Origin of the sequence: Acidovorax sp. (assembly GCF_046291265.1) — a bacterium.
GTDB lineage: Bacteria > Pseudomonadota > Gammaproteobacteria > Burkholderiales > Burkholderiaceae_C > Acidovorax.
Genome location: NZ_JBKBTV010000076.1, coordinates 1 through 20,700 on the forward strand (window position 1 = coordinate 1; position 20,700 = coordinate 20,700).

At 64.4% G+C, this 20,700-nt stretch carries 21 protein-coding genes; 15 read left to right on the top strand and 6 right to left on the bottom strand.

Features of this window, described 5'->3' with window-relative positions; genetic code table 11:
* The 9 genes from ACK41V_RS20750 to ACK41V_RS20790 all read left to right on the top strand — a co-directional run.
* Nucleotides 1–1,644: CTP synthase (locus ACK41V_RS20750; protein ID WP_409785167.1), on the top strand; the 1,644-nt coding region annotated here is incomplete at its 5' end.
* Nucleotides 1,645–1,655: 11 nt separating this feature from the next.
* On the top strand, nt 1,656–2,513 hold the full coding sequence (gene kdsA / locus ACK41V_RS20755) for a 3-deoxy-8-phosphooctulonate synthase (protein ID WP_409785169.1): 858 nt from the start codon (nt 1,656–1,658) through the stop codon (nt 2,511–2,513).
* Between the two features lie 3 nt (nt 2,514–2,516).
* Nucleotides 2,517–2,807: a DUF1330 domain-containing protein gene (locus ACK41V_RS20760; protein WP_056061699.1), complete on the top strand. Its 291-nt coding sequence runs from the start codon at nt 2,517–2,519 to the stop codon at nt 2,805–2,807.
* Nucleotides 2,808–2,906: 99 nt separating this feature from the next.
* Nucleotides 2,907–4,193, top strand: coding sequence for a phosphopyruvate hydratase (gene eno, locus ACK41V_RS20765; RefSeq protein ID WP_409785171.1), 1,287 nt, complete (start codon nt 2,907–2,909; stop codon nt 4,191–4,193).
* Nucleotides 4,194–4,223: 30 nt separating this feature from the next.
* Nucleotides 4,224–4,502 (top strand): septum formation initiator family protein, encoded by a 279-nt coding sequence (locus ACK41V_RS20770; protein ID WP_409785173.1) that lies wholly within the window; start codon nt 4,224–4,226, stop codon nt 4,500–4,502.
* 30 nt (nt 4,503–4,532) lie between these two features.
* Complete coding sequence (locus ACK41V_RS20775; protein WP_409785175.1) at nt 4,533–4,994, top strand: hypothetical protein; 462 nt, start codon at nt 4,533–4,535, stop codon at nt 4,992–4,994.
* An 87-nt stretch (nt 4,995–5,081) separates the two neighbouring features.
* Nucleotides 5,082–5,630 carry an RNA polymerase sigma factor gene (locus ACK41V_RS20780; protein ID WP_409785177.1) on the top strand — a complete coding sequence of 183 codons (549 nt, stop codon included), beginning with the start codon at nt 5,082–5,084 and terminating at the stop codon, nt 5,628–5,630.
* Nucleotides 5,627–6,547, top strand: coding sequence for a FecR family protein (locus ACK41V_RS20785; RefSeq protein WP_409785179.1), 921 nt, complete (start codon nt 5,627–5,629; stop codon nt 6,545–6,547). The genes ACK41V_RS20780 and ACK41V_RS20785 overlap by 4 nt, the downstream gene beginning before the upstream one ends.
* A gap of 110 nt (nt 6,548–6,657) precedes the next feature.
* Complete coding sequence (locus tag ACK41V_RS20790; RefSeq protein ID WP_409785180.1) at nt 6,658–9,123, top strand: TonB-dependent siderophore receptor; 2,466 nt, start codon at nt 6,658–6,660, stop codon at nt 9,121–9,123.
* A gap of 104 nt (nt 9,124–9,227) precedes the next feature.
* On the opposite strand, the gene ACK41V_RS20795 is transcribed toward ACK41V_RS20790, so the two are convergent.
* From ACK41V_RS20795 to ACK41V_RS20805, 3 genes are all read right to left on the bottom strand, one after another.
* The gene (locus tag ACK41V_RS20795) at nt 9,228–9,704 is read right to left on the bottom strand and encodes a CZB domain-containing protein (protein WP_409785181.1); all 477 of its coding nucleotides are present in this window, start codon (nt 9,702–9,704) and stop codon (nt 9,228–9,230) included.
* Nucleotides 9,705–9,944: 240 nt separating this feature from the next.
* On the bottom strand, nt 9,945–10,937 hold the full coding sequence (locus tag ACK41V_RS20800) for an Hsp33 family molecular chaperone HslO (RefSeq protein WP_409785183.1): 993 nt from the start codon (nt 10,935–10,937) through the stop codon (nt 9,945–9,947).
* A gap of 207 nt (nt 10,938–11,144) precedes the next feature.
* On the bottom strand, nt 11,145–11,669 hold the full coding sequence (locus ACK41V_RS20805; protein WP_409785185.1) for a gamma carbonic anhydrase family protein: 525 nt from the start codon (nt 11,667–11,669) through the stop codon (nt 11,145–11,147).
* A gap of 112 nt (nt 11,670–11,781) precedes the next feature.
* Between ACK41V_RS20805 and ACK41V_RS20810 the strand changes: the two genes are divergently transcribed.
* The 3 genes from ACK41V_RS20810 (at nt 11,782) to ACK41V_RS20820 (ending at nt 15,453) form a co-directional block, all read left to right on the top strand.
* Nucleotides 11,782–12,585 (top strand): ferritin-like domain-containing protein, encoded by an 804-nt coding sequence (locus tag ACK41V_RS20810; protein WP_409785187.1) that lies wholly within the window; start codon nt 11,782–11,784, stop codon nt 12,583–12,585.
* 228 nt (nt 12,586–12,813) lie between these two features.
* Nucleotides 12,814–14,079 (top strand): EAL and HDOD domain-containing protein, encoded by a 1,266-nt coding sequence (locus ACK41V_RS20815; protein WP_409785188.1) that lies wholly within the window; start codon nt 12,814–12,816, stop codon nt 14,077–14,079.
* 93 nt (nt 14,080–14,172) lie between these two features.
* Entirely contained in the window at nt 14,173–15,453 is a 1,281-nt protein-coding gene (locus ACK41V_RS20820) for an EAL and HDOD domain-containing protein (RefSeq protein WP_409785190.1), read from the top strand.
* Between the two features lie 82 nt (nt 15,454–15,535).
* Here ACK41V_RS20820 and xerD read toward each other — a convergent pair whose 3' ends face one another.
* Both xerD and ACK41V_RS20830 read right to left on the bottom strand, forming a co-directional pair.
* Nucleotides 15,536–16,435, bottom strand: a complete 900-nt coding sequence (xerD, locus tag ACK41V_RS20825; protein ID WP_409785192.1) for a site-specific tyrosine recombinase XerD — start codon at nt 16,433–16,435, stop codon at nt 15,536–15,538.
* Between the two features lie 70 nt (nt 16,436–16,505).
* A complete protein-coding gene (locus tag ACK41V_RS20830) occupies nt 16,506–17,471 on the bottom strand; it encodes a tripartite tricarboxylate transporter substrate binding protein BugE (RefSeq protein ID WP_409785193.1) in 966 nt (321 codons plus the stop codon).
* Nucleotides 17,472–17,597: 126 nt separating this feature from the next.
* Here ACK41V_RS20830 and ACK41V_RS20835 point away from each other — a divergent pair, with 126 nt between their 5' ends.
* Together ACK41V_RS20835 and ACK41V_RS20840 are read left to right on the top strand one after the other, a co-directional pair.
* Nucleotides 17,598–18,503 (top strand): AEC family transporter, encoded by a 906-nt coding sequence (locus ACK41V_RS20835; RefSeq protein ID WP_409785195.1) that lies wholly within the window; start codon nt 17,598–17,600, stop codon nt 18,501–18,503.
* Nucleotides 18,500–19,183, top strand: a complete 684-nt coding sequence (locus tag ACK41V_RS20840; protein WP_409785197.1) for a GDSL-type esterase/lipase family protein — start codon at nt 18,500–18,502, stop codon at nt 19,181–19,183. The genes ACK41V_RS20835 and ACK41V_RS20840 overlap by 4 nt, the downstream gene beginning before the upstream one ends.
* An 85-nt stretch (nt 19,184–19,268) precedes the next feature.
* Here the strand turns inward: ACK41V_RS20840 and queG are convergent, their stop codons facing one another.
* Nucleotides 19,269–20,318, bottom strand: a complete 1,050-nt coding sequence (queG, locus tag ACK41V_RS20845) for a tRNA epoxyqueuosine(34) reductase QueG (RefSeq protein WP_409785198.1) — start codon at nt 20,316–20,318, stop codon at nt 19,269–19,271.
* A 12-nt stretch (nt 20,319–20,330) separates the two neighbouring features.
* On the opposite strand from queG, the gene tsaE reads away from it, so the two are divergent.
* Nucleotides 20,331–20,700 (top strand): tRNA (adenosine(37)-N6)-threonylcarbamoyltransferase complex ATPase subunit type 1 TsaE (tsaE, locus tag ACK41V_RS20850; protein WP_409785200.1); only part of this gene is annotated, 370 nt, incomplete at its 3' end.

Here is a 20,700-nt window from a genome sequence, read left to right on the forward strand (position 1 = left end):
GTCTTCGTCACCGGCGGTGTGGTGTCTTCCCTCGGTAAGGGAATCGCCTCAGCCTCCCTTGCCGCGATCCTCGAATCGCGGGGACTCAAAGTCACTCTCATCAAGCTTGACCCCTACATCAACGTAGATCCGGGCACCATGTCGCCGTTTCAGCACGGCGAGGTTTTTGTGACCGACGACGGCGCAGAAACCGACCTCGACTTGGGCCACTATGAGCGTTTCATCGAAACGCGCATGAAGAAGACCAACAACTTCACCACGGGCAAGATTTACCAGTCCGTGCTGGAGAAGGAACGCCGCGGCGACTACCTGGGCAAGACCGTGCAGGTCATTCCCCATGTCACCAACGAGATCCAGGAATTCATCAAGCGCGGCGCCGGCATTGGCACCCCCGATGCGGTGGATGTGGCCATTGTGGAGATCGGCGGCACGGTGGGCGACATCGAATCGCTGCCGTTCCTTGAAGCCGTGCGCCAGCTCAGCCTCAAGCTCGGCCCCAACAACGCCGCCTTTGTGCACCTGACCTACCTGCCGTGGATTGCCACCGCAGGCGAGCTCAAGACCAAGCCCACGCAGCACACGGTGCAAGAGTTGCGCAAGATCGGCATCCAGCCCGATGCCCTGCTCTGCCGCGCGCAGCACCCCGTGCCCGCCGAGGAGCGTGAAAAAATCTCGCTGTTCACCAACGTCCCGGAATGGGGCGTGATCAGCATGTGGGACGTGGACACCATTTACAAAGTGCCCCGCATGCTGCACGAACAGGGCCTGGACGGCCTGATCTGCGACAAGCTGCGCCTGAACACACCTCCCACCAGCCTCAAGCGCTGGGATGAGCTGGTTCATGAGACCGAGCACCCGCAAGGCGAAGTCACCATTGCCATGGTCGGCAAGTATGTGGACCTGTCGGACAGCTACAAATCGGTCAACGAAGCCCTGCGCCATGCAGGCATGCGCAACCATGTGCGCGTGAAGATCGAGCATGTCGACTCTGAAACCATTGAAGCGGCCGATGCCTCGGCCAAGCTGGCGAAATACGACGCCATCCTGGTGCCCGGCGGCTTCGGAGCGCGGGGCGTGGAGGGCAAGATCGCCACCGCCCGGTTTGCCCGTGAGCACAAGGTGCCCTACCTTGGCATCTGTCTGGGTATGCAGGTCGCCACCATCGAATACGCCCGCCATGTGGCGGGTCTGGCCAACGCCAACAGCACCGAGTTCGACCCGACCACTCCCCACCCCGTGATCGCCTTGATCACCGAGTGGAAGGATGCAGACGGCACCATCAAGAAGCGTGACGAGAACTCGGACCTGGGCGGCACCATGCGCCTGGGCGCGCAAAGCTCGGATGTGTCCAAAGACACCTTGGCGCACAGCATCTACGGCGACGTGGTGACCGAGCGCCACCGCCATCGCTACGAAGCCAACGTGAACTACCTGGACCAGCTGCGCAAGGCGGGCCTGGTGATCTCCGCACTGACGCAGCGTGAAGAACTCACCGAAATCGTGGAACTGCCGCACGATGTGCACCCCTGGTTCATCGGCGTGCAGTTTCACCCCGAGTTCAAGTCCACCCCGTGGAACGGCCACCCGCTGTTCAACGCCTTCATCAAGGCGGCGGTGGAACATCAGCAAGCGGCGAAAGCCTGATCGGAGCCCCCATGCAGCTGTGCGGATTCAACGTCGGCCTGGACCAGCGCTTTTTCCTGATCGCGGGCACCTGTTCCATCGAGGGCCTGGAAATGTCCCTCGACGTGGCTGGCCAACTCAAGGAAGCCTGCACACCTCTGGGCATTCCACTCATCTACAAAGGCTCGTTCGACAAGGCCAACCGGTCGTCTGGCACGAGCAAGCGCGGTGTCGGCATCGACGCTGGCCTCAAGATCCTGGATGAAGTTCGCCGCCAGCTGCAACTGCCCATCCTGACCGACGTGCACGACGCATCGCACGTGGCCGAGGTGGCCAGCGTGGTGGACGTGCTGCAAACGCCCGCCTTCCTGTGCCGCCAGACCGACTTCATCCGCGCCGTGGCGCAGTCGGGCAAGCCGGTGAACATCAAGAAGGGCCAGTTCCTGGCGCCCTGGGACATGAAAAACGTCATCGACAAGGCCCGCGACGCCGCGCGCGACGCCGGCCTGTCTGAAGACCGTTTTCTGGCCTGCGAGCGTGGCGTGAGCTTTGGCTACAACAACCTCGTGGCCGACATGACCAGCCTGGCCGAGATGCGCAACTCCGGCGCGCCCGTGGTGTTTGACGTGACCCACTCGGTGCAAAAGCCAGGCGGCCTGGGTGCCGTGAGCGGCGGCGCGCGCGACATGGTTCCCGTGCTGGCCCGCGCGGGCGTGGCTGCGGGTGTGGCGGGCCTGTTCATGGAAACCCACCCCCGCCCCGCCGAGGCTTGGTCGGATGGCCCCAACGCGGTGCCGCTCAAGCACATGAAGGCCTTGCTGGAGACCTTGGTGGCGCTGGACGACGTCACCAAGAAAAGCGGATTCCTCGAAAACAACTTTGGAGCTTGAGACATGAGCAGTGGTTACGTCATCGCATCCGTCACCGTCACCAACCCCACACAGTACGACGAGTACCGCAAGTGGAGCACGCTGGCCATGCAGGCCCATGGCGCTGAAGTGTGCGTGCGCGGCGGCAAGGTCGAAGTGCTGGAAGGCGACTGGAACCCCGGTCGCACCGTCATCCTGAAATTTCCGAGCTTCGAAGCAGCCCGCGCTTTCTACGACACCCCCGAATACCAGAAAGCCAAGGCGGCGCGCGAAGGCGCGGCGGTGATGCGCATGGTGTGTGTCGAAGGCGTGTAAACGCCAAGACGAGAATTACTCACTAATTGATAGCTACTAGCGCTTATTCAATAAGCGCTAGAGCCCGATTTGATTTAAAACTTCTGCAAAAGGAAAACCATGAGTGCCATCGTTGACATCGTCGGTCGCGAGATTCTGGACAGCCGCGGCAACCCCACCGTCGAATGCGACGTGTTGCTCGAATCGGGCGTGATGGGCCGCGCAGCCGTGCCGTCGGGCGCTTCCACCGGCAGCCGTGAAGCCATTGAAATGCGCGACGGCGACAAGAGCCGTTACCTGGGCAAGGGCGTGCTCAAGGCCGTGGAATACATCAACACCGAAATCTCTGAAGCCGTGCTGGGCCTGGACGCGTCGGAACAAGGTTTTCTGGACAAGACCCTGATCGACCTGGATGGCACCGAAAACAAGAGCCGCCTGGGCGCCAACGCCATGCTGGCCGTGTCGATGGCCGTGGCCCGCGCGGCGGCCGAAGAATCGGGCCTGCCCCTGTACCGCTACCTGGGCGGCATGGGCAGCGTGCAGTTGCCCGTGCCGATGATGAACGTGATCAACGGCGGCGCACACGCCAACAACAGCCTGGACCTGCAGGAGTTCATGATCATCCCCGTGGGCGCACCCACGTTCCGCGAAGCCGTGCGCTGGGGCGCTGAAGTGTTCCACGCCCTCAAGAAGATCATCCACGACAAGGGCATGAGCACGGCCGTGGGCGACGAAGGCGGCTTTGCCCCCAGCGTCGAGAACCATGAAGCCGCCATTCGCCTCATCCTGCAAGCCATTGAAGCCGCGGGCTACACGGCAGGCGACCAGATCGCCCTGGCCCTGGACTGCGCTGCGAGCGAGTTCTACAAGGACGGCCACTATGTGCTGGAAGGCGAAGGCGGCATCAAGCTCACCGCCGAGCAGTGGACCGACATGTTGGCGGCCTGGGTGGACAAGTACCCGATCATTAGCATCGAAGACGGCATGCACGAAGGCGACTGGGACGGCTGGAAGCACCTGACGGAGCGCCTGGGCGACAAGGTGCAACTGGTGGGCGATGACCTGTTCGTGACCAATACCAAGATCCTGAAAGAAGGCATCGACAAGAAGATCGCCAACTCGATCCTGATCAAGATCAACCAGATCGGCACGCTGACCGAAACGTTTGCCGCCATCGAGATGGCCAAACGCGCCGGCTACACCGCCGTGATCTCGCACCGCTCGGGCGAAACCGAAGACAGCACCATCGCCGACATCGCTGTGGGCACCAACGCGGGCCAGATCAAGACTGGCTCGCTGTCGCGCTCGGACCGCATCGCCAAGTACAACCAGCTGCTGCGCATCGAAGAAGACCTGGGCGAAATCGCGCAATACCCCGGCCGCGCTGCGTTCTACAACCTCCGCTAACCTGCAGCCCTCGCCTGAGCGAGCCCGGTCTTGGTCTCCCGCATCGTCCCCGTCATCCTGCTGGCCTTGCTGGTGGCGCTGCACGCCCAGCTCTGGCTGGGGCGTGGCAGCGTGCCGCGCGTCAATGAGATGCAGCGGCAGATCGATGTGCAAAAGGCGGCCAATGACCAGGCAAAGCAGGCCAACGAGCGGCTGTCGTCCGAGGTGCACGACCTGAAAGAGGGCCTGGACATGGTGGAAGAGAAGGCCCGCAGCGAGCTGGGCATGGTCAAGCCCAACGAGATCTACGTGCAGTTCACACCGCGCTGAGGCGCGGGTTTTCTTTCTTCCACGACCGCCGTGTCTGCCCCGCCGACCATTGCCTTGCTGGGCGCACCGGGCACCGGCGCTGCGGCGCTCGCGCGGGATCTGCAACAGCACATTGCCCCCGGCTCCGCGCAGATCGTCTGCGCCGCGTCGCCAGACGACTGTGCCCAGGCGGTTCTGACCCTGCTGATGGGGCTGGACCTGCCCTGCCCTCCGGATCAACATCCCGCACGCGAAGCGGCCGACGCCCGGCTGCGGGCAGCACTGGCACACGGTGGCAGGGCCTACCGTGTGGTGTACGGACAGGGCGAACGGCGCATTGAGAATGCCTTGAAAGCTATTAAAAGTGTAGCTACTAGCGCTTATGGGGAAAGCGCTAGAGGCACTTTTGACCAAAAATTCAGTTCCAGAACGACCCGACTGCGTGCCTGGAACTGCGAGAAATGCAGCGACCCGGAATGCGAACACCGGCTGTTCAAGCGGCTGTTGTCCTGATCACACACTCGCAACGATAATGAGAACGCTTCTCACTTAAAATGAGCAACTTCCTCTCACCGTCTGTTGTCGTTCCGAGTGCCCTCCTTGCCCTTCGGCCCCAATCTCCCGCTGGTGGCGGCCCTTGTGCACCACTACGAAGAACTCGTCGCCCATGTGTGGCGGGGCCCCGTGGCGCGCTGGTCGGATTCGGCCATCGCCCGGGAGGTGGTGCACGACGTCTGCGCCGAACTGATGGAGCGCCCGCCCGCACCGCCGCGCACGCCGCTGGCGTTTTTGCGCACCGTCTGCACGCGCCGTGCCATTGACCGTTGCCGGATCGAACAGCGCCACGCGCACTGGGTAGACAGCGTGGACACCCTGCCCGACACGGCCACCCTGCATGACACCCTGGACCCTGCGCGCATTCTGGAAGGCCGCCAGCGACTGGCGCTATTGGCCGACAGCATTCACGCCCTGCCCCCGCGCTGCCGCGACGTGTTTGTGATGTACCGCATCCATGGGGTGCCGCAGGGCGACATCGCACTGCACCTGGGTATCTCGACCAAAACGGTGGAAAAACACCTGCGACTGGGCACCAGCGCCTGTCGCCGCGCGCTGCAAGAGGCACTGCACGACATGGCGGCCATGCCATGACGGTGGCACAGGCCGGTGCTGCCATCGGCGCTGCGCCGTGTTCGGCAGACGGCACCCTCCGCGCGCCGCCTGCCACGCCACAGGCTTTTGACGCGGCACTGGAGGCTGAACGCGATGCGCTGCGCGCCCTCTTCCCCTTGCCGCCCGCGCGCACCCAACCCCGGAATGGCGCCCGCACACGCACCCTGCGCAACGGCGCCGTGGTGGCCCTGGTGCTGGGCACCGCCACGGCCGCTTTGTTTTGGGCGGACCCAGCATGGCGCACCGAGCACTACGCCACCGCCGTCGGCGAACGGCGCGACGTGCTGCTGGCCGACGGCAGCACCCTGACGCTGGACACCGCCACCACGCTGGACGTGGCCTGGCACCTGCGCAGCCGCCGCGTGGCGCTGCAGCGCGGGCAGGCGCGTTTTGCCGTGGCGCATTCCACACTGCGCCCGTTTGAAGTGGCCGCTGCCGACGCGCGCATCCGCGTGGTGGGCACGGTGTTCGATGTGTACCGGCACCGCGAACGGGTGCGGGTCACCGTGCTGCAAGGCCGTGTCGAGGTTCGCAATGTAGTGCGCAGCCCGCACGACAACGATGCCCCCATGCTCCTCGTCCCTGGCCAGCAATGGCAGCTGGATGGGACCCAAGCCCCCGGCGCGCCGCAGTGGGTGGACCTGGCGCACGCGAACGCCTGGCAACAGGGCCGCCTGGTGTTCGACCGAACGCCGCTGCGCGAGGCGCTGGCCGAAATGCAGCGCTATCGGCCCCTGCCCATCCGCCTGCGCGACGATGGCCGCCTGGGTGGCCATGCCGTGTCGGGCGTGTTCGAGACCACGCGCACCGACCAGTTGCTGGACCTGCTGCCGCACATCGTGCCCGCACGGGTCCAGCGGCAGGCCGATGGCAGCGTGGACATCGGGCCGCTGTGATTTTTAGAGGACTCAGAACGTATTTATGTTCTGAGAGGTAGGGTTTTGTTGCGCGCCCAACGACAGGTCTTCTTGAACGCCTTTGTTTTTGCATTCCAGGAGAAAACCGCATGCCTTCGCCTCGCCCGCCCCGTTCGACCCGCTCCCTCGGCGCATCCCGATCACCCCGCCTGGCGCCCCGCGCCACGGCTTTTGCCGCGGCCCTGCTGCTGGCCTGCGCCGCCCATGCCCAATCGGGCCCATCGCCCCGCTTGCGCGTGGACATCGCACCCGCCCCGCTGGACCGCGCCATCAGCGCCCTTGCGCAGCAGACCGGCGTGCAGGTGTTTCTGTCGTCCGAACTGGCCCAGGGCCGCGCCGCGCCCGCGCTGAGCGGCGATTTCACCGCCCGCGAGGCGCTGGAGCGGCTCGTGTCGGGCAGCGGACTGGTGGTGCGGGTGCAGGACGAAAAGACCTTCACCATCGAGCGCACCCCCGCCGTGCAAGGCAGCACGATGGCCGAAGTGCAGGTGGTGGCCGAGGCCGATGTCAGCGGCACCACCGAAGGCACGGGCAGCTACACCACCCCGTCCGCCAGCACGGCGACCAAACTGTCGCTGTCACTGCGCGAAACGCCGCAGTCGGCCACCGTCATCACGCGCCAGCGCATGGACGACGAGGCCATGACCAGCATCGTGGACGTGGTGCGTGGCACGCCGGGCCTGTTCCTCAGTGGCTCGGACGGCGTCGGCCGACCCAACATCACGGCGCGCGGGTTCAACGCGAATGTGATGTACGAGGGCTTCACGAGCGCATGGAGCTCGTTCCTCCCCAGTTCGCAAGCCAACATGGCGTTGTTTGATCGGGTCGAGGTGGTGCGTGGCGCCACTGGCCTGGCGCAGGGCGCGGGCAACCCCTCGGCCGCCATCAACATGGTGCACAAGCGGCCTACGCGCGACTTTCAGGGCAGCGTCACCGCCAGCACCGGCAGCTGGGACGACTACGGCCTGAGCGCCGACGTGGGCGGACCGCTGAACGCCGCAGGCACCTTGCGCGGCCGCCTGGTGGCGGCGGGGCAAGACGCCAGGACCTTCCGCGATGCGGAGCGGCACGACCACGGCCTGCTGTACGGCGTGCTGGAGGCCGACCTGGGCGCGCGCACGCTGCTGACCGTGGGAGCGCACCGCCAGACGGACTTCACCAACCACTTCTGGTACGACCTTCCCATCTCGGGCACCGGCCAGCACCTGAATGCGCCGCGCTCGACCTTTGCAGGCAACGACTGGGAGTTTTCAAAAAACCGGGTCACCACGGCCTTTGCCACGCTGGAACACGGTTTTGGCGACGAAGGAAAGCTGCGCCTGGCCACCCTGCAAAGCTGGCGCGACCTGGATCTGCTGGGAACGGCCACGTACCGAGACTCTGCCAACGCCACCAGCAACACCTTCTACCAGTCGGTCTGGGGCGGTAAATACGCCTACCGGCACGAGAACTACGACGTCTCGGCCAGCAGCCCTTTTGATCTTTTCGGCCGCAAGCACCAGGCGGTGGTGGGCGCCACGCACCAGTCCATGGATGCCACCACCCACAACCGCAACTGGGCACCGTCGCGCATCAACAATGTGGACATCTTCACGCACAACCCCTACGCCGCGCCTCAGCCCGTGGGCACATTCACCACGACCACGAGCAACGTCACTACGCAGGACAGCGCATATGCAGCGAGCCACCTGCACCTGACCGACCGCTGGAAGCTGCTGATGGGCGGCCGGGTGGATTGGTATGAATACGCCAACCGAAGCGGCGCAGGCAGCTACAAGGTCAACCGCAACGCCACCCGCTATGCGGGCCTGACCTACGACCTCAACGACACGCACACGCTGTACACCAGCTACACCGACATCTTCAATCCGCAGACCGCCAAGGGGATCGACGGCAACATCCTCAAACCCATCGTCGGCGAGAACTATGAGGCGGGCATCAAGGGTGAATACTTCGGCGGCGCCCTCAACGCCAGTCTGGCCGTGTTCCAGATCGACCAGACCAACCGCGCGCGCACGCTGGACGACCAGAGCGCCTGCCCCACGTTCCCGGAATCATCCTGCTCCGAAGCGGCTGGTCTGGTGCGCACACGGGGCCTGGATATAGAGGTTCAGGGCGCGCTGACGCCCCGTTGGCAGGTGGGCGCGGGCTACACCTATGCCGACACGCGCTACGTGCGCGATACCAATCCCAACAACGTGGGGCGGCGCTTTACCACCAACACCAACCCGCAGAACATGCTCAAGCTGTCCACCCTGTATCGATTTGCGGGCGACTGGCAGCGCTGGCGTGCCGGCGCCAGCCTGTACTGGCAAAGCCGTATTTATTCAGAAGGTACGACCGCCGGCCTGGCCTGGCGCAACCAGCAGGCGGCCTACGCGGTGACGGATCTGTTGATTGGCTACAAACCGACGCCCAAGGTGGACATTCAGCTCAACGTGACCAATCTGTTTGACCGCGTGTACTACCGCGCTGTGGGGTATTCCACTCAGTGGGGCACCGACATCTACGGCGAGCCGCGCAAGGTCAAATTGACAGCGCGGTATACCTTCTGAAGCCGCTCTCGATGTTATCAAAAAGATAGCACCTCGCGCTTTAACCATAAGCGCTAGGTGCCATTTTGGCTTGAATTTTTAGAAAAACAACGATTCGGGCAGGCCTATGGTTCCAGCCCGCGTTTGAGTCCCTTGAGCAGCAACACCACCTGGCTGGAGCCATAGCGGTAGCCGCCGTTGAGCACCTGCACTGCTTTATCCCATTCGCCTTGCTGGGCCAGCTCGACGAGGTTGGCGGCCTGTTCATGAAAGTATTTGTGCCGCGCCAACAGCAGCGGGTAGGTGGGCTGGTCGCCCAGCACCTCGGCGCCCACGCCGTGCAACCAGCGGCCTAGCGCGCTGTGGGTGTCCCTTCGCACCAGCGCCGGGTCCACCCCGTAAGAGGTGCGGCCTTCCAGGTAGTCCATCAGGCGGGACTTCCAGCGCTCATGGGCATTGATGGCGGCGTCGATGTCCAGGGCCGCCAGCAAGGTGTCTGGGCGGCGCGAGTCGGGTGCGGACGAGCTGTCAAACAACGCAAGCGGCGCCGCGCTCACCGAGTTTGCGCTGCGACCACCCAGAACTCGACGAAGAAACTCCATGACACCCCTCGTTAGACCCTTGCGCAGCACGGTGCAGCCCCCATTGGCGCACTCTCTGCGGTCCATTCCCCGGCGCACGGCCGCATGGTTTTGGGCGGCTGGGGGAACAGCGATGGATCTTAGGCGGGGTCAGCGCGGGGCATTGTCAACGATGGTCAACGGCGATTCACGGTGAGTGAAACGACTCGCAACTATCCAGAGCGCGCTGCCGCCCCACGCTGGTGGCAGTACGGCAACTGACTATTGAATACCCGTCGGCCCCGGGGGCTGCGCCACTGCAGGGGAGACAAAAATCTGCGCCGCATCCACCGCATCAAAGCGGTACTGCTGGCCGCAGAACTCGCAGCCCACTTCAATGTTTTCGCGCTCGGCCAGGATGCTCTCGGCCTCTTCGGCGCCCAGGTTGCGCAGCATGTTGGTCACGCGTTCACGGCTGCAGGTGCACGCAAAGCGCGGGCCGCTGGCGCCCTGCTGGGGCTCAAAGCGCAGCAGCTTTTCTTCCCAGAACAGGCGGCGCAGGATGGTGTCCACGTCCAGGGTCAACAGCTCTTCCCGGGTCAGGCTCCCGGCCAGGTGGGCGATGCGGTTGTAGTCTTCGTTGTGGCCGATCTGGTCTTCGTTCTCACGGTGCGTGAGGCCCGAGGCCAAGTTGCCCTCGCCCTTGATGGGCATGCGCTGGATCAGCAGGCCCGCTGCCACCTGCTCGTTGGCACCCAGCACCAGGATGGTGTCCAGTTGCTCGGACTGCAGCATGTAGTGCTGCAACACGTCGGACAGGCGGTCAAGCTTCTCGTGCTTGTCGCCATGCAGGGGCACCACGCCCTGATAGGGCTGCTGGCCCGGGTGGCGGTCCTTGGGGTCGAGCGTGATGGCGCAGCGGCCGCCACCGGCCACGTTCACCATGTCGCTCAGGCGGGCGGTGTCTGCCACCTCGCCGGTCACCGTGGCAGTGGCGCGCAGGCTCAGGTCGGACTGCACTTCGGCCACGGCCAGTTTGACAGGGCCGTCACCAAACACCTGCAGCACCAGCGCGCCGTTGAACTTGATGTTGGACTGCATGAGCACGCCCGCGGCGGCCATCTCGCCGAGCAGTTCGCTCACGGGTGCGGGGTAGGCGCCGGTGGCTGAGTTGCTTGCGCGCACGCGCAGGATCTCGGTCCAGGCATCGGTCAGGCGCACGATCATGCCGCGCACGGGAAGACCATCGAAAAGAAACTTGTGGAGTTCAGACACGCAAAAAATTCCCAGAAAATTACAGGCACTCAGGAGATGCCATCCATCGCATTACGCACTGCAAGCAGCCCACAAAACCGCCGCGGCCAAGCCAGTGCACCCGTGGAACTGGCTTGGCCAGGCCACCGGGTGCGTCCCCCTCCCGCACCGCGCAGCAGAGCGAGAGAGGGGGAAGACGCGAAGCGGCTCAGGGGGTGCTTCAATTCTTCAGGCGATCTTGTGCAGGCCGTTTTGAAAGCGGCGTGCGTTGTCGATGTAGTGTTGGGCGCTCTGGCGCAGGCCTTCGATCTGCTGTGCAGTGAGTTCGCGCACGGCTTTGGCGGGGCTGCCGATGATCATGGAGCCGTCCGGAAACTCTTTGCCTTCGGTCACCAGCGCGCCCGCGCCCACCAGACAGTTTTTGCCAATCTTGGCGCCGTTGAGCACGATGGCTCCGATGCCGATGAGTGATTCGTCGCCAATGGTGCAGCCGTGCAGCATGACCTGGTGGCCCACCGTCACGCGCTCGCCGATCACCAAGGGCTGGCCGATGTCGGCGTGCAGCACGCTAGCGTCCTGGATGTTGGAACCCGCGCCGATGGTGATGCTTTCGGTGTCGCCGCGCACCACCGAGCCAAACCACACACTGGTGTTTTCGCCCAGCACCACGTTGCCCATCACCTGCGCACTGTCGGCCACCCAGGCCGATTCGGCCAACTGCGGCGATACGCCATCGAGTTCGTAAATTGCCATGCACCCACTCCGCAAAAGTTGAGGGGGCCAACGCAGCGGCGCGCCCCGAGAGGTCGCCAATCGTTACAAAGCGTGTGCTTTGGCGCCGATGGCAAGGCCTAGAATTGTAAGGATGGAGCTTCGCCACCGTGCACTGCAGGTCTTGTGCCTTGCAGACCCTGAACAAAAATCGGCTGCAGCGCTTGATCTGCAAGCGCAAGCAGCTACTCTTTCGATAGCACCCCTTCCCCCTGAGGCACCCACCGATCCCAGCAGCCTGCCGGGCCGCCCCGAACGCCCGCCGCTGCTGCGCCACAACGAGCTCGCCCGCCGCTCGCCCGCCACGGCCCAAGGGCGCGCCATCCTGATCCACGCCATCGCGCACATCGAGTTCAACGCCATCAACCTGGCGCTCGATGCGGTGTGGCGCTTTGACGGCATGCCCCGTGCGTACTACACCGACTGGATGCTGGTGGCAGGCGAAGAGGCCAAACACTTTCGGCTGCTGCGCGACCACCTGCGCGCGCAGGGCCATGACTATGGCGACTTTCCGGCCCACCAGGGCCTGTGGACCATGTGCGAGAAAACCCAGCACGACGTCCTGGCTCGCATGGCCTTGGTGCCGCGCACGATGGAGGCGCGCGGGCTGGACGCCACGCCGCAGATCCAGGCCAAACTGCGGCAGGTGGGCACGCCCGACGCGCTGGAGGCAGTGGCCATCCTTGACGTCATCCTGCACGACGAGGTGGGCCATGTGGCCATTGGCAACCACTGGTACCGCTGGCTGTGCGAACGCGCGGGCCACGACCCCGAAACCCATTACGGCACCCTGGTGCAGCAATATGAAGCCCCGCGCCTGAAGCCCCCGTTCAACGAATCCGCGCGCCGCAGCGCAGGTTTTACCGATGCCGAGCTGCGCTGGCTGCAGCAAGTGTGAGATGAAGCACCCCCTGAGCCGCTTCGCGTCTTCCCCCTCTCCTTCGGGAGGGGAACGCACCCGGTGGCCTGGCAAAGCCAGTTCCACGGGCGCACTGGTGTGGGCCGCGCCAGTTTCATGCGCCGGAGGCCGCCGAGAAGTTGTGCACGCGCCCAGGAATTCGATGACTCCTACAATTTGCAGCGGCATGCACCCCGTGTGGCCTGCCTCTTTTTTACGATGACACCCATGACCCAACCCTCCGCCCCAGGCACCCCTCCCGCGCCACCGGGCAACCAGACGTCGGTGGCCATGATCGCCCGCCAAGCCATCGTCAACGCCCAGCAGGTGGTGGTTGGCTATGAGCTGTTCAACCGCTCGCGCAGCGGCGCGGCGCACACGGCAGCCACCGATGTCATCCTGGTGTTTACGGCGCTGTCGCACGCAGGCACCGATGAGTTGGTCGGCAAGAAGCTCATTTTTGTGAACTGCACCCACGAAAGCCTGTCGGGCGGGCACCTGGAGCTGGTGGACCCGGACAAGGTGGTGCTGGAAATCCCCCCACTGGGCCACACCGCGGCCGAAGAAGTCGCCACGCGCATGCCCATCCTGGCCGAGCTGCGCGCCCGGGGCTTTCACCTGGCGTTCAACCACACCGTGCTGCAATCGGCCTATGCGCCCTGGCTGCCGCTGGCCGACTACATCAAGCTCGATCTGTCGGTATTGGCGGCCGACCAGTTGGCGGTGCTGATCAGCTACGCCGGTCGCAACTCCAAGGCCGAGCTGATTGCCGAGAAGGTAGAAACTGCCCAGCAGTACGACATGGTGTCGAGCCAGGGCGTCGAATTGTTCCAGGGCTACTGGTTTGCCCGGCCCTCACTGGTGGAGACCAAGCTGCTCACGCCTTCGCAGGCCAGCATCATCGAACTCATCAACCAGGTCCGCAAACAGGCCAGCACCGACGACATTGAAGAAGTGCTGAAGAAGGATGCCGGGCTGGCGTTCAACCTGATGCGCATCATCAACTCCGCTGGCTTCGGGCTAAACCGCGAAATCACGTCCTTCCGGCAGGCGGTGATGTTGATGGGGCTCAAGAAACTGTTCCGGTGGGCCGCACTGCTGCTCACCGCATCGCGCAACAACGGAACACCGTCGTCCGTGGGCCAGACCGCTGTGGAGCGCGGGCGCCTCATGGAACTGCTGGCGCTGGAGACCATGCCCCCCGAAGAGGCCGACCAGGCGTTTGTGGTGGGTATCTTCTCGCTGCTGGATGTGATGCTGTCCATGCCCATGGAATCCGCCATCGGCCTCTTGAACGTACCCGAGCCCGTGGCAGCCGCCTTGCTGCGGCGCGAAGGCTTCCTGGGCGATCTGCTGACCCTGGCCGAGGCCTGCGAATCCAGCGACGACGCGGTTTTTGACCGCACAGCGGGCTTGTTGCACCTCACCAGCCAGCAGATCAATCTGGCGCATTTACAGGCGCTCGCCTGGGCAGACCAGCTGACAGAGGCGTGAGCCGACAGGCTGCTGTGCAAACCAATCGTTCGCGCTTGCGACCTACGGGTCTAGAATCACCGAAGAGTCCCGCCATCCACTACTGCAGACCCCATGTCGAGCACACCTGAACAAGACACCCCGGAAGCTGCGTCCCTCACGGTAGAAGCCGTCGACGAGAACATTGCCATCATCGCCCGCCAGGCCATCGTGGACGAAAGCCGTGCGGTCTATGGCTACGAGCTGTTTGACCGCTCCACCGCATCCGATTCGCACACCGCCGCCAGCGACGCAGCCCTGCTGTTCAATGCGCTGTCCTATGCGGGCACCGAAGCGCTGGTCGGCAAAAAGACGGTGTTCATCAACTGCACCCACGACAGCCTCTCCGGCGGCCACCTGGAGCTAATCCACCCCGAAAAAGTGGTGCTGGAAGTTCCGCCCCTGCCCGACACCGCTACGCCCGAAGAAATCGAAGGCCGCGTGCCCACCCTGCATGCGTTGCGCACACGCGGGTTCCGCCTGGCGTTTGACCAACAGGCCCTGCGCCGCGCTTACACCAGCTGGCTGCCGCTGGCTGCGTTCATCAAGCTGGACATGCTGGCCTTCAAGCCCGAGCTGGCGGGGCCACTGGTCAAATTTGCCACCACCCACAGCCAGGCCACGCTGGTCGCTGAAAAGGTCGAAACCGCCGAGCAGTACGAACTGATGCGCGGGCTGGGCGTGAAGCTGTTCCAGGGCTACTGGTTTGCCAAGCCGTCGCTGGTCAAGGCCACCACCATCCGGCCTTCGCAGGCCACCATCATCCAGCTCATCAATTTGGTGCGCAAACAGGCCAGCACGGCCGAAATCGAGGATTTGCTCAAGAAAGACCCTACGCTGTCTTTCAATCTGCTGCGTTTCATCAATTCGTCGGGCTTTGGCCTGTCGTGCGAGATCACGTCATTCCGCCATGCGGTGATGATTCTGGGACTGAAAAAGCTGTTCCGCTGGGCCGCGCTGCTCATGACCACGTCCCGTGCAGGCGGTGCGCCGCCCGCCGTGGGCCAGACCGCTGTGGTGCGAGGCCGCCTGATGGAGCTGCTGGCGGGCGAACTGCTGCCGCCCGAAGAATGCGACAACGCCTTTGTGGTGGGCGTGTTCTCACTGCTCGACACCATGCTGGGCGTGCCACTGGAAAAAGCACTGGAGTCCGTGGCCCTGCCCGAGCCCGTGATGGACGCCCTGCTACGCCGCACCGGCGTGTTTGCTCCGTTCCTGGACCTGACCATTGCGTGCGAAAGCGGCGACGAAGTGGCGTTTGCCAAGGCCGCCGAAGCCCTGCACCTGTCCAACCGACAGGTCAACTGGGCCCACCTGCAGGCGCTGACCTGGGCCGAGAGCCTGAACGAAGAGTGAGTTCTGAGGCGGGCGGCAGCTACCCCGCCCCTTCCAGCTTCAATGGCCTGCGCTCGCAGGCCATTTTCTTTTGTGTCCGAATTCAGCCGCGCGGGTGGTGCTGCGCATGCAGCGACTTGAGCCGCTCCCGCGCCACATGGGTGTAGATGGTGGTGGTCGAAATATCGGCATGCCCCAGCAGCAGCTGCACCACCCGCAGATCAGCCCCATGGTTGAGCAAATGGGTAGCAAACGCGTGCCGCAACGTGTGGGGCGACAGCGGCACGGTAATGCCTGCCACCTGCGCCCATTTTTTGACGATGACCCAGAACATGGCGCGCGTCATGCCGCTGCCGCGCTGAGTCACAAACAGGTCGTCGGTCTGCTGGCCGCCCAGAATGGCGCCCCGGGCCTCCTGCAGATAGCGGTCTATCCACTGGCGGGCCTCTTCGCCAAAGGGCACCAGCCGCTCCTTGTTGCCCTTGCCCATCACCCGCAGCACGCCCTCGTTCAAGCCCAGCTGAAAGGTCTTGAGCGTGACCAGCTCTGTCACGCGCAGGCCGCTGGCGTACATCAGCTCCAGCATGGTGCGGTCGCGCAGGCCCAGCGGGTTGCCCAGGTCGGGCGCGGTCAGCAGTGCTTCTACCTGGGCCTGTGACAAGGTTTTGGGCACACGCAGGGGTTGGCGCGCCGCCTGCAGCCGCACCGTGGGGTCGGCCGTGATGCGCCGCTCGCGCAGCGCCCAGTGAAAGTAGCGGCGCAGCACCGTGAGGCGCCGGTTGGCCGACGTCGCGCGCGTTACCGCATGGCGCGCGGCGAAATAGCCCTGCAGGTGGTGTTCCGCCGTTTCCTCCAAGGCCAGCGAAGGTTGCTGGTCGGCCAGCCACTGGGCATACAGCGTCAGGTCGCGCCGGTAGGCAGCCAAGGTGTTGCGCGAAAGACCATCTTCCAGCCACAGGGCGTCCACAAAGGTGTCGATGGCAGTCAGGCTGGTTGGGAGCATCAAAAAACGATAGCACGTAAAAAAAGCCGCCCGGACGAGGGGCGGCTTTTGGAGGAGGGAAGCGCAGCGCTTATTCCAATGTCAGCTTCTGTTTGACGACCACTTCCTTGTAGACCGCAAACTCTGCCTTGATCTGTTCGGCAAACTGCTCGGGGGTGTTGCCCACCACGATGGAGCCGGTTTCTTCGATGCGCTTTTTCACTGCGGGGTCTTGCAGTGCTGTGCGCACGGCGGCATTGATCTTGTCCACGATGTCCTTGGGCATTCCCTTGGGGCCGAGGATGCCGTAGTACGCCATGCGGTTCACCGGCTCCAGGCCCAGCTCCTTGAACGTGGGCACATTGGGCAGCGCAGCCACGCGCTGGGGCGCGGCCACAGCGATGGCTACCAGGCGGTTGTCCTTGATGAAGGGCAGCGCCGAAGGCAGGTTGTCAAAAATCATCGGCACTTGGCCCGCCACGGTGTCGTTCAGGGCAGGGCCCGCACCGCGGTAAGGAATGTGGGTGACGAAGGTGTTCGACAGGCTCTTGTACAGCTCCATCTGCAGATGGCCAATGCCGCCCGTGCCCGACGACGAGTACGAATACTTGCCGGGCGACTTCTTCAGTTCAGCCACAAACGACTTGTAGTCCTTGGCCGGGAAACTGGGGTTCACCGCAATGATGTTGGGCGTGGCCGCAATGTTGATGATGGGCGTGAAATCCGTCAGCGGGTTGTACGGCGTCTTGGGGTTGATGGCCGGGTTGGCCGCCGTGGTGGACACGGTGGCCACGCCCAGCGTGTAGCCGTCAGGTGCTGAGCGTGCGGTTTCGCTGGCACCCACGATGCCGCCGCCACCGGCCTTGTTTTCCACGATCACGTTCTGGCCCAGGGCTTTGCCCAGCGGGTCAGCGATCACACGCGCAATGATGTCGGTGGTGCCGCCGGGTGCAAAAGGCACCTGCAGCTTGATTACCTTGTTGGGGTAGCCCTGAGCGGCTGCGGTACCTGCTGCGGCGGCCAGTACGGTCAGCGCGAGCCATTGACGACGATGCATGGAGTTCTCCTTCGTGCGGGGTGACAAACAGCGCTGATGGTATTCGCAACCGGCGCTTTGGCGACCTGCGGATTCCACATAAGGGCTAACCCGGAGCCCTTGCCAAGGATCAAGTATTCTCCCCGCGTGAACTACGCCCAGCTTCTGCTCCCCGACTTCTCTCTCATCCTCTGCGGTTACCTGATCTGCCGGTACACCGCCCTCAACCGCTCGGTGTGGCAGCCCGTGGAGAGCCTGGTGTACTACCTGCTCTTTCCTGTGCTGCTGTTTCAGTCCATCGTCAAAAGCCCGGTGGACATTGGTGCCGCGTCGGGCCTGATTGCTGCGGGGCTGGTCATGGGTGTCACGGGCATTGCCCTGGCCTACAGCCTGCCGCACTGGCCCTGGCTGGGCAAACGCATCGACGCACGCGACCATGCCGCCAGCGCGCAGGTGGCGTTCCGCTTCAACTCCTTCATTGGCCTGGCCATCGCCGAGCGGCTGGCGGGCACCGAGGGCCTGCTCATGATTGCCGTGTTGATCGGCGTGTGTGTACCGCTGTTTAACGTGGCTGCCGTGTGGCCCATGGCGCGGCACGGCCAGCACAGCTTTGCGCGCGAGCTGGTGCGCAACCCGCTCATCATCGCCACGGTGTCGGGGTTGATTGCCAATTTGCTCGGGTTTCAGATTCCGGAATGGGCCAGCCCCACGGTCAGCCGCATCAGCGCGGCATCGCTGGCGCTGGGGCTGATGGCCGCGGGTGCGGGCCTTGAGTTTGGCCTGCTCACACGCGGCAAGGCGCTGAGCGTGGCGGTGTTGTCCATCCGCCACCTGGTGCAGCCGCTGCTGGCGTTTGCGATGGCGTGGCTGTTTGGGCTCAATGCCGTGCAGACCACCATGCTGCTCGCGTTCTCGGCCCTGCCCACCGCGTCTACCTGTTACGTGCTGGCGGCGCGCATGGGCTACAACGGGCCTTATGTGGCCGGCCTGGTGACGCTTTCGACACTGCTGGGCATGGTCAGCCTGCCTTTTGCCTTGGGATTTCTCCGATGACCGATTCACGCATTGCCTCGCGTTCCACCTCCCTGGCCCTGGTACGGCGCCGCGCCCTTGTAACGAGCCTGGCGGCGGTAGCGCTTGCGCTGCTGGCGGGCTGCGGGCGCAAGGCCCCACGCGCTCAGGCCGTACCGCCCGATGCCACGGTGCTGGCACTGGGCGACTCGCTGACCTCCGGCGTGGGCGCATCGGCCGACACGGCCTACCCTGCCGTGCTGGCGCGGCTGACGGGCTGGAAGGTCGTCAACGGCGGCATCTCGGGCGACACCTCGGCCCAGGCGCTGGCGCGGTTGCCGGGGCTGCTGCAAAAGCACACCCCTGCGCTGGTGATCGTTAGCATCGGTGGCAACGACTTTTTGCGCCGCCAGAGCGCTGCGACCACCCGCAGCAATATCCGCCAGATCTGCGCCGATGCACAGTCCAGCGGTGCACAGGTGCTGCTGGTGGCCGTGCCGGAGCTGACGATGTTGGCGGCCGTGGGCCAGTTGAGCGACCACGCCATGTACGAAGAAATCGCCAGCGAACTGAAAGTGGCGCTGCACAGCAAGGGCTGGTCTGGCGTGCTGGCGCAGGAGCGCCTGCGGGCGGACCAAATCCATGCCAACGCCGCCGGGTATGAAGAGTTCACGCAGGGGCTGGTGCAGACCCTCAAGCAAACCGGGTTGCTGGCGCGGTAGCAGCAAGATACCGTAGCAAAGCTGCAGCAAATACTCTTATTTTGATAGCTACTAGCGCTTATCCATCAAGCGCTAGAGGCCAATTTCATTCAAAATCCAGCGCCCAGGCCACATGTTCGCGCACCAGCTCGCTGGGGTCTTCAGCGCGGGACTGCAGCGCGGCCCGCACCATCTCGTCCCCCGTCGCCCGCAGCGCATTGCCCAGGGCCACGGCCACGTTGCGCAGCCAGCGCTCGTGGCCAATGCGGCGGATGGGGCCGCCTTCGGTCATGCGCAAAAAGGTGGGCTCGTCCCACGCAAACAGGTGTACTAGCTGCTGGCCCGCTAGGCCCTTGCGCTCGTCAAAGTCGGGCAGGCGGCTGACCTGGGCAAACTTGTTCCAAGGGCAGATCAGCTGGCAGTCGTCGCAGCCGTAAATGCGGTTGCCCATCAGCGGGCGTAGCTCCAGCGGAATCGGCCCGGCGTGCTCGATGGTGAGGTACGAGATGCACCGCCGGGCATCGACACGCTGCGGCGCGACGATGGCCTGCGTGGGGCACACGTCGATGCAGGCGGTGCAACTGCCGCAGTGGGCTGTGACCGGCTCGCTTGCGGGCAGCGCCATGTCCACATAGATCTCACCCAAAAAGAACATCGACCCGGCCTCGCGGTTGAGCACCAGCGTGTGTTTGCCCCGCCAGCCCTGGCCGCTGCGCGCAGCCAGCTCCGCCTCCAGCACGGGGGCCGAGTCGGTGAACACGCGGTGGCCAAACGGGCCGATGGCCTCGGCAATGCGGTCGCTGAGTTTTTGCAGGCGCGCGCGCAGCACCTTGTGATAGTCCCGGCCCCGGGCGTAGACCGAGACGATGCCTTCCTGCGGGCGTGTCAGGCGCGAAAGCTCCACCGCCTGCCAGCCTTCAGCCGCGTCCAAGGCCGTATCGCGCGGCAAATAATCCATGCGCGCCGTGATCACGCTCACAGTGCCGGGCACCAGCTCGGCGGGGCGTGCGCGCTTCAAACCATGCGATGCCATGTAATGCATGTCACCATGGAAGCTCTGCGCCAACCAAGCCTCAAGGCCCGGCTCTGCCGCAGACAAGTCCACCCCCGCCACGCCGATTTGGGAAAATCCCAGCTCGCGGGCCCACTCCTGCATTTGAGGAACGAGTTGACTGTTGCACCACATACCGGCCAGATTGTAGGAAGCGCCGTTGCCGCCCCGGCAGAACCACCCCGTCAGATCACCTGGCACAGCGAGGACGACACCAGCGCCTTTGCACGCCAGCTTGCCGCGCAGCCGCAATTAGCCAACGCCTACCTGACCCTGCACGGCGACCTGGGCGCGGGCAAAACCACGCTGGTGCGCCACCTGCTGGGCGCGCTGGGCGTGCAGGGCCGCATCAAGAGCCCCACCTATGCGGTGGTGGAGCCCCACGATGCGCCGGGCCTCTCGATCTGGCACTTTGACTTCTACCGCTTTGACGACCCACGCGAGTGGGAAGACGCGGGTTTCAGGGACATTTTTGCCAACCCGGGCC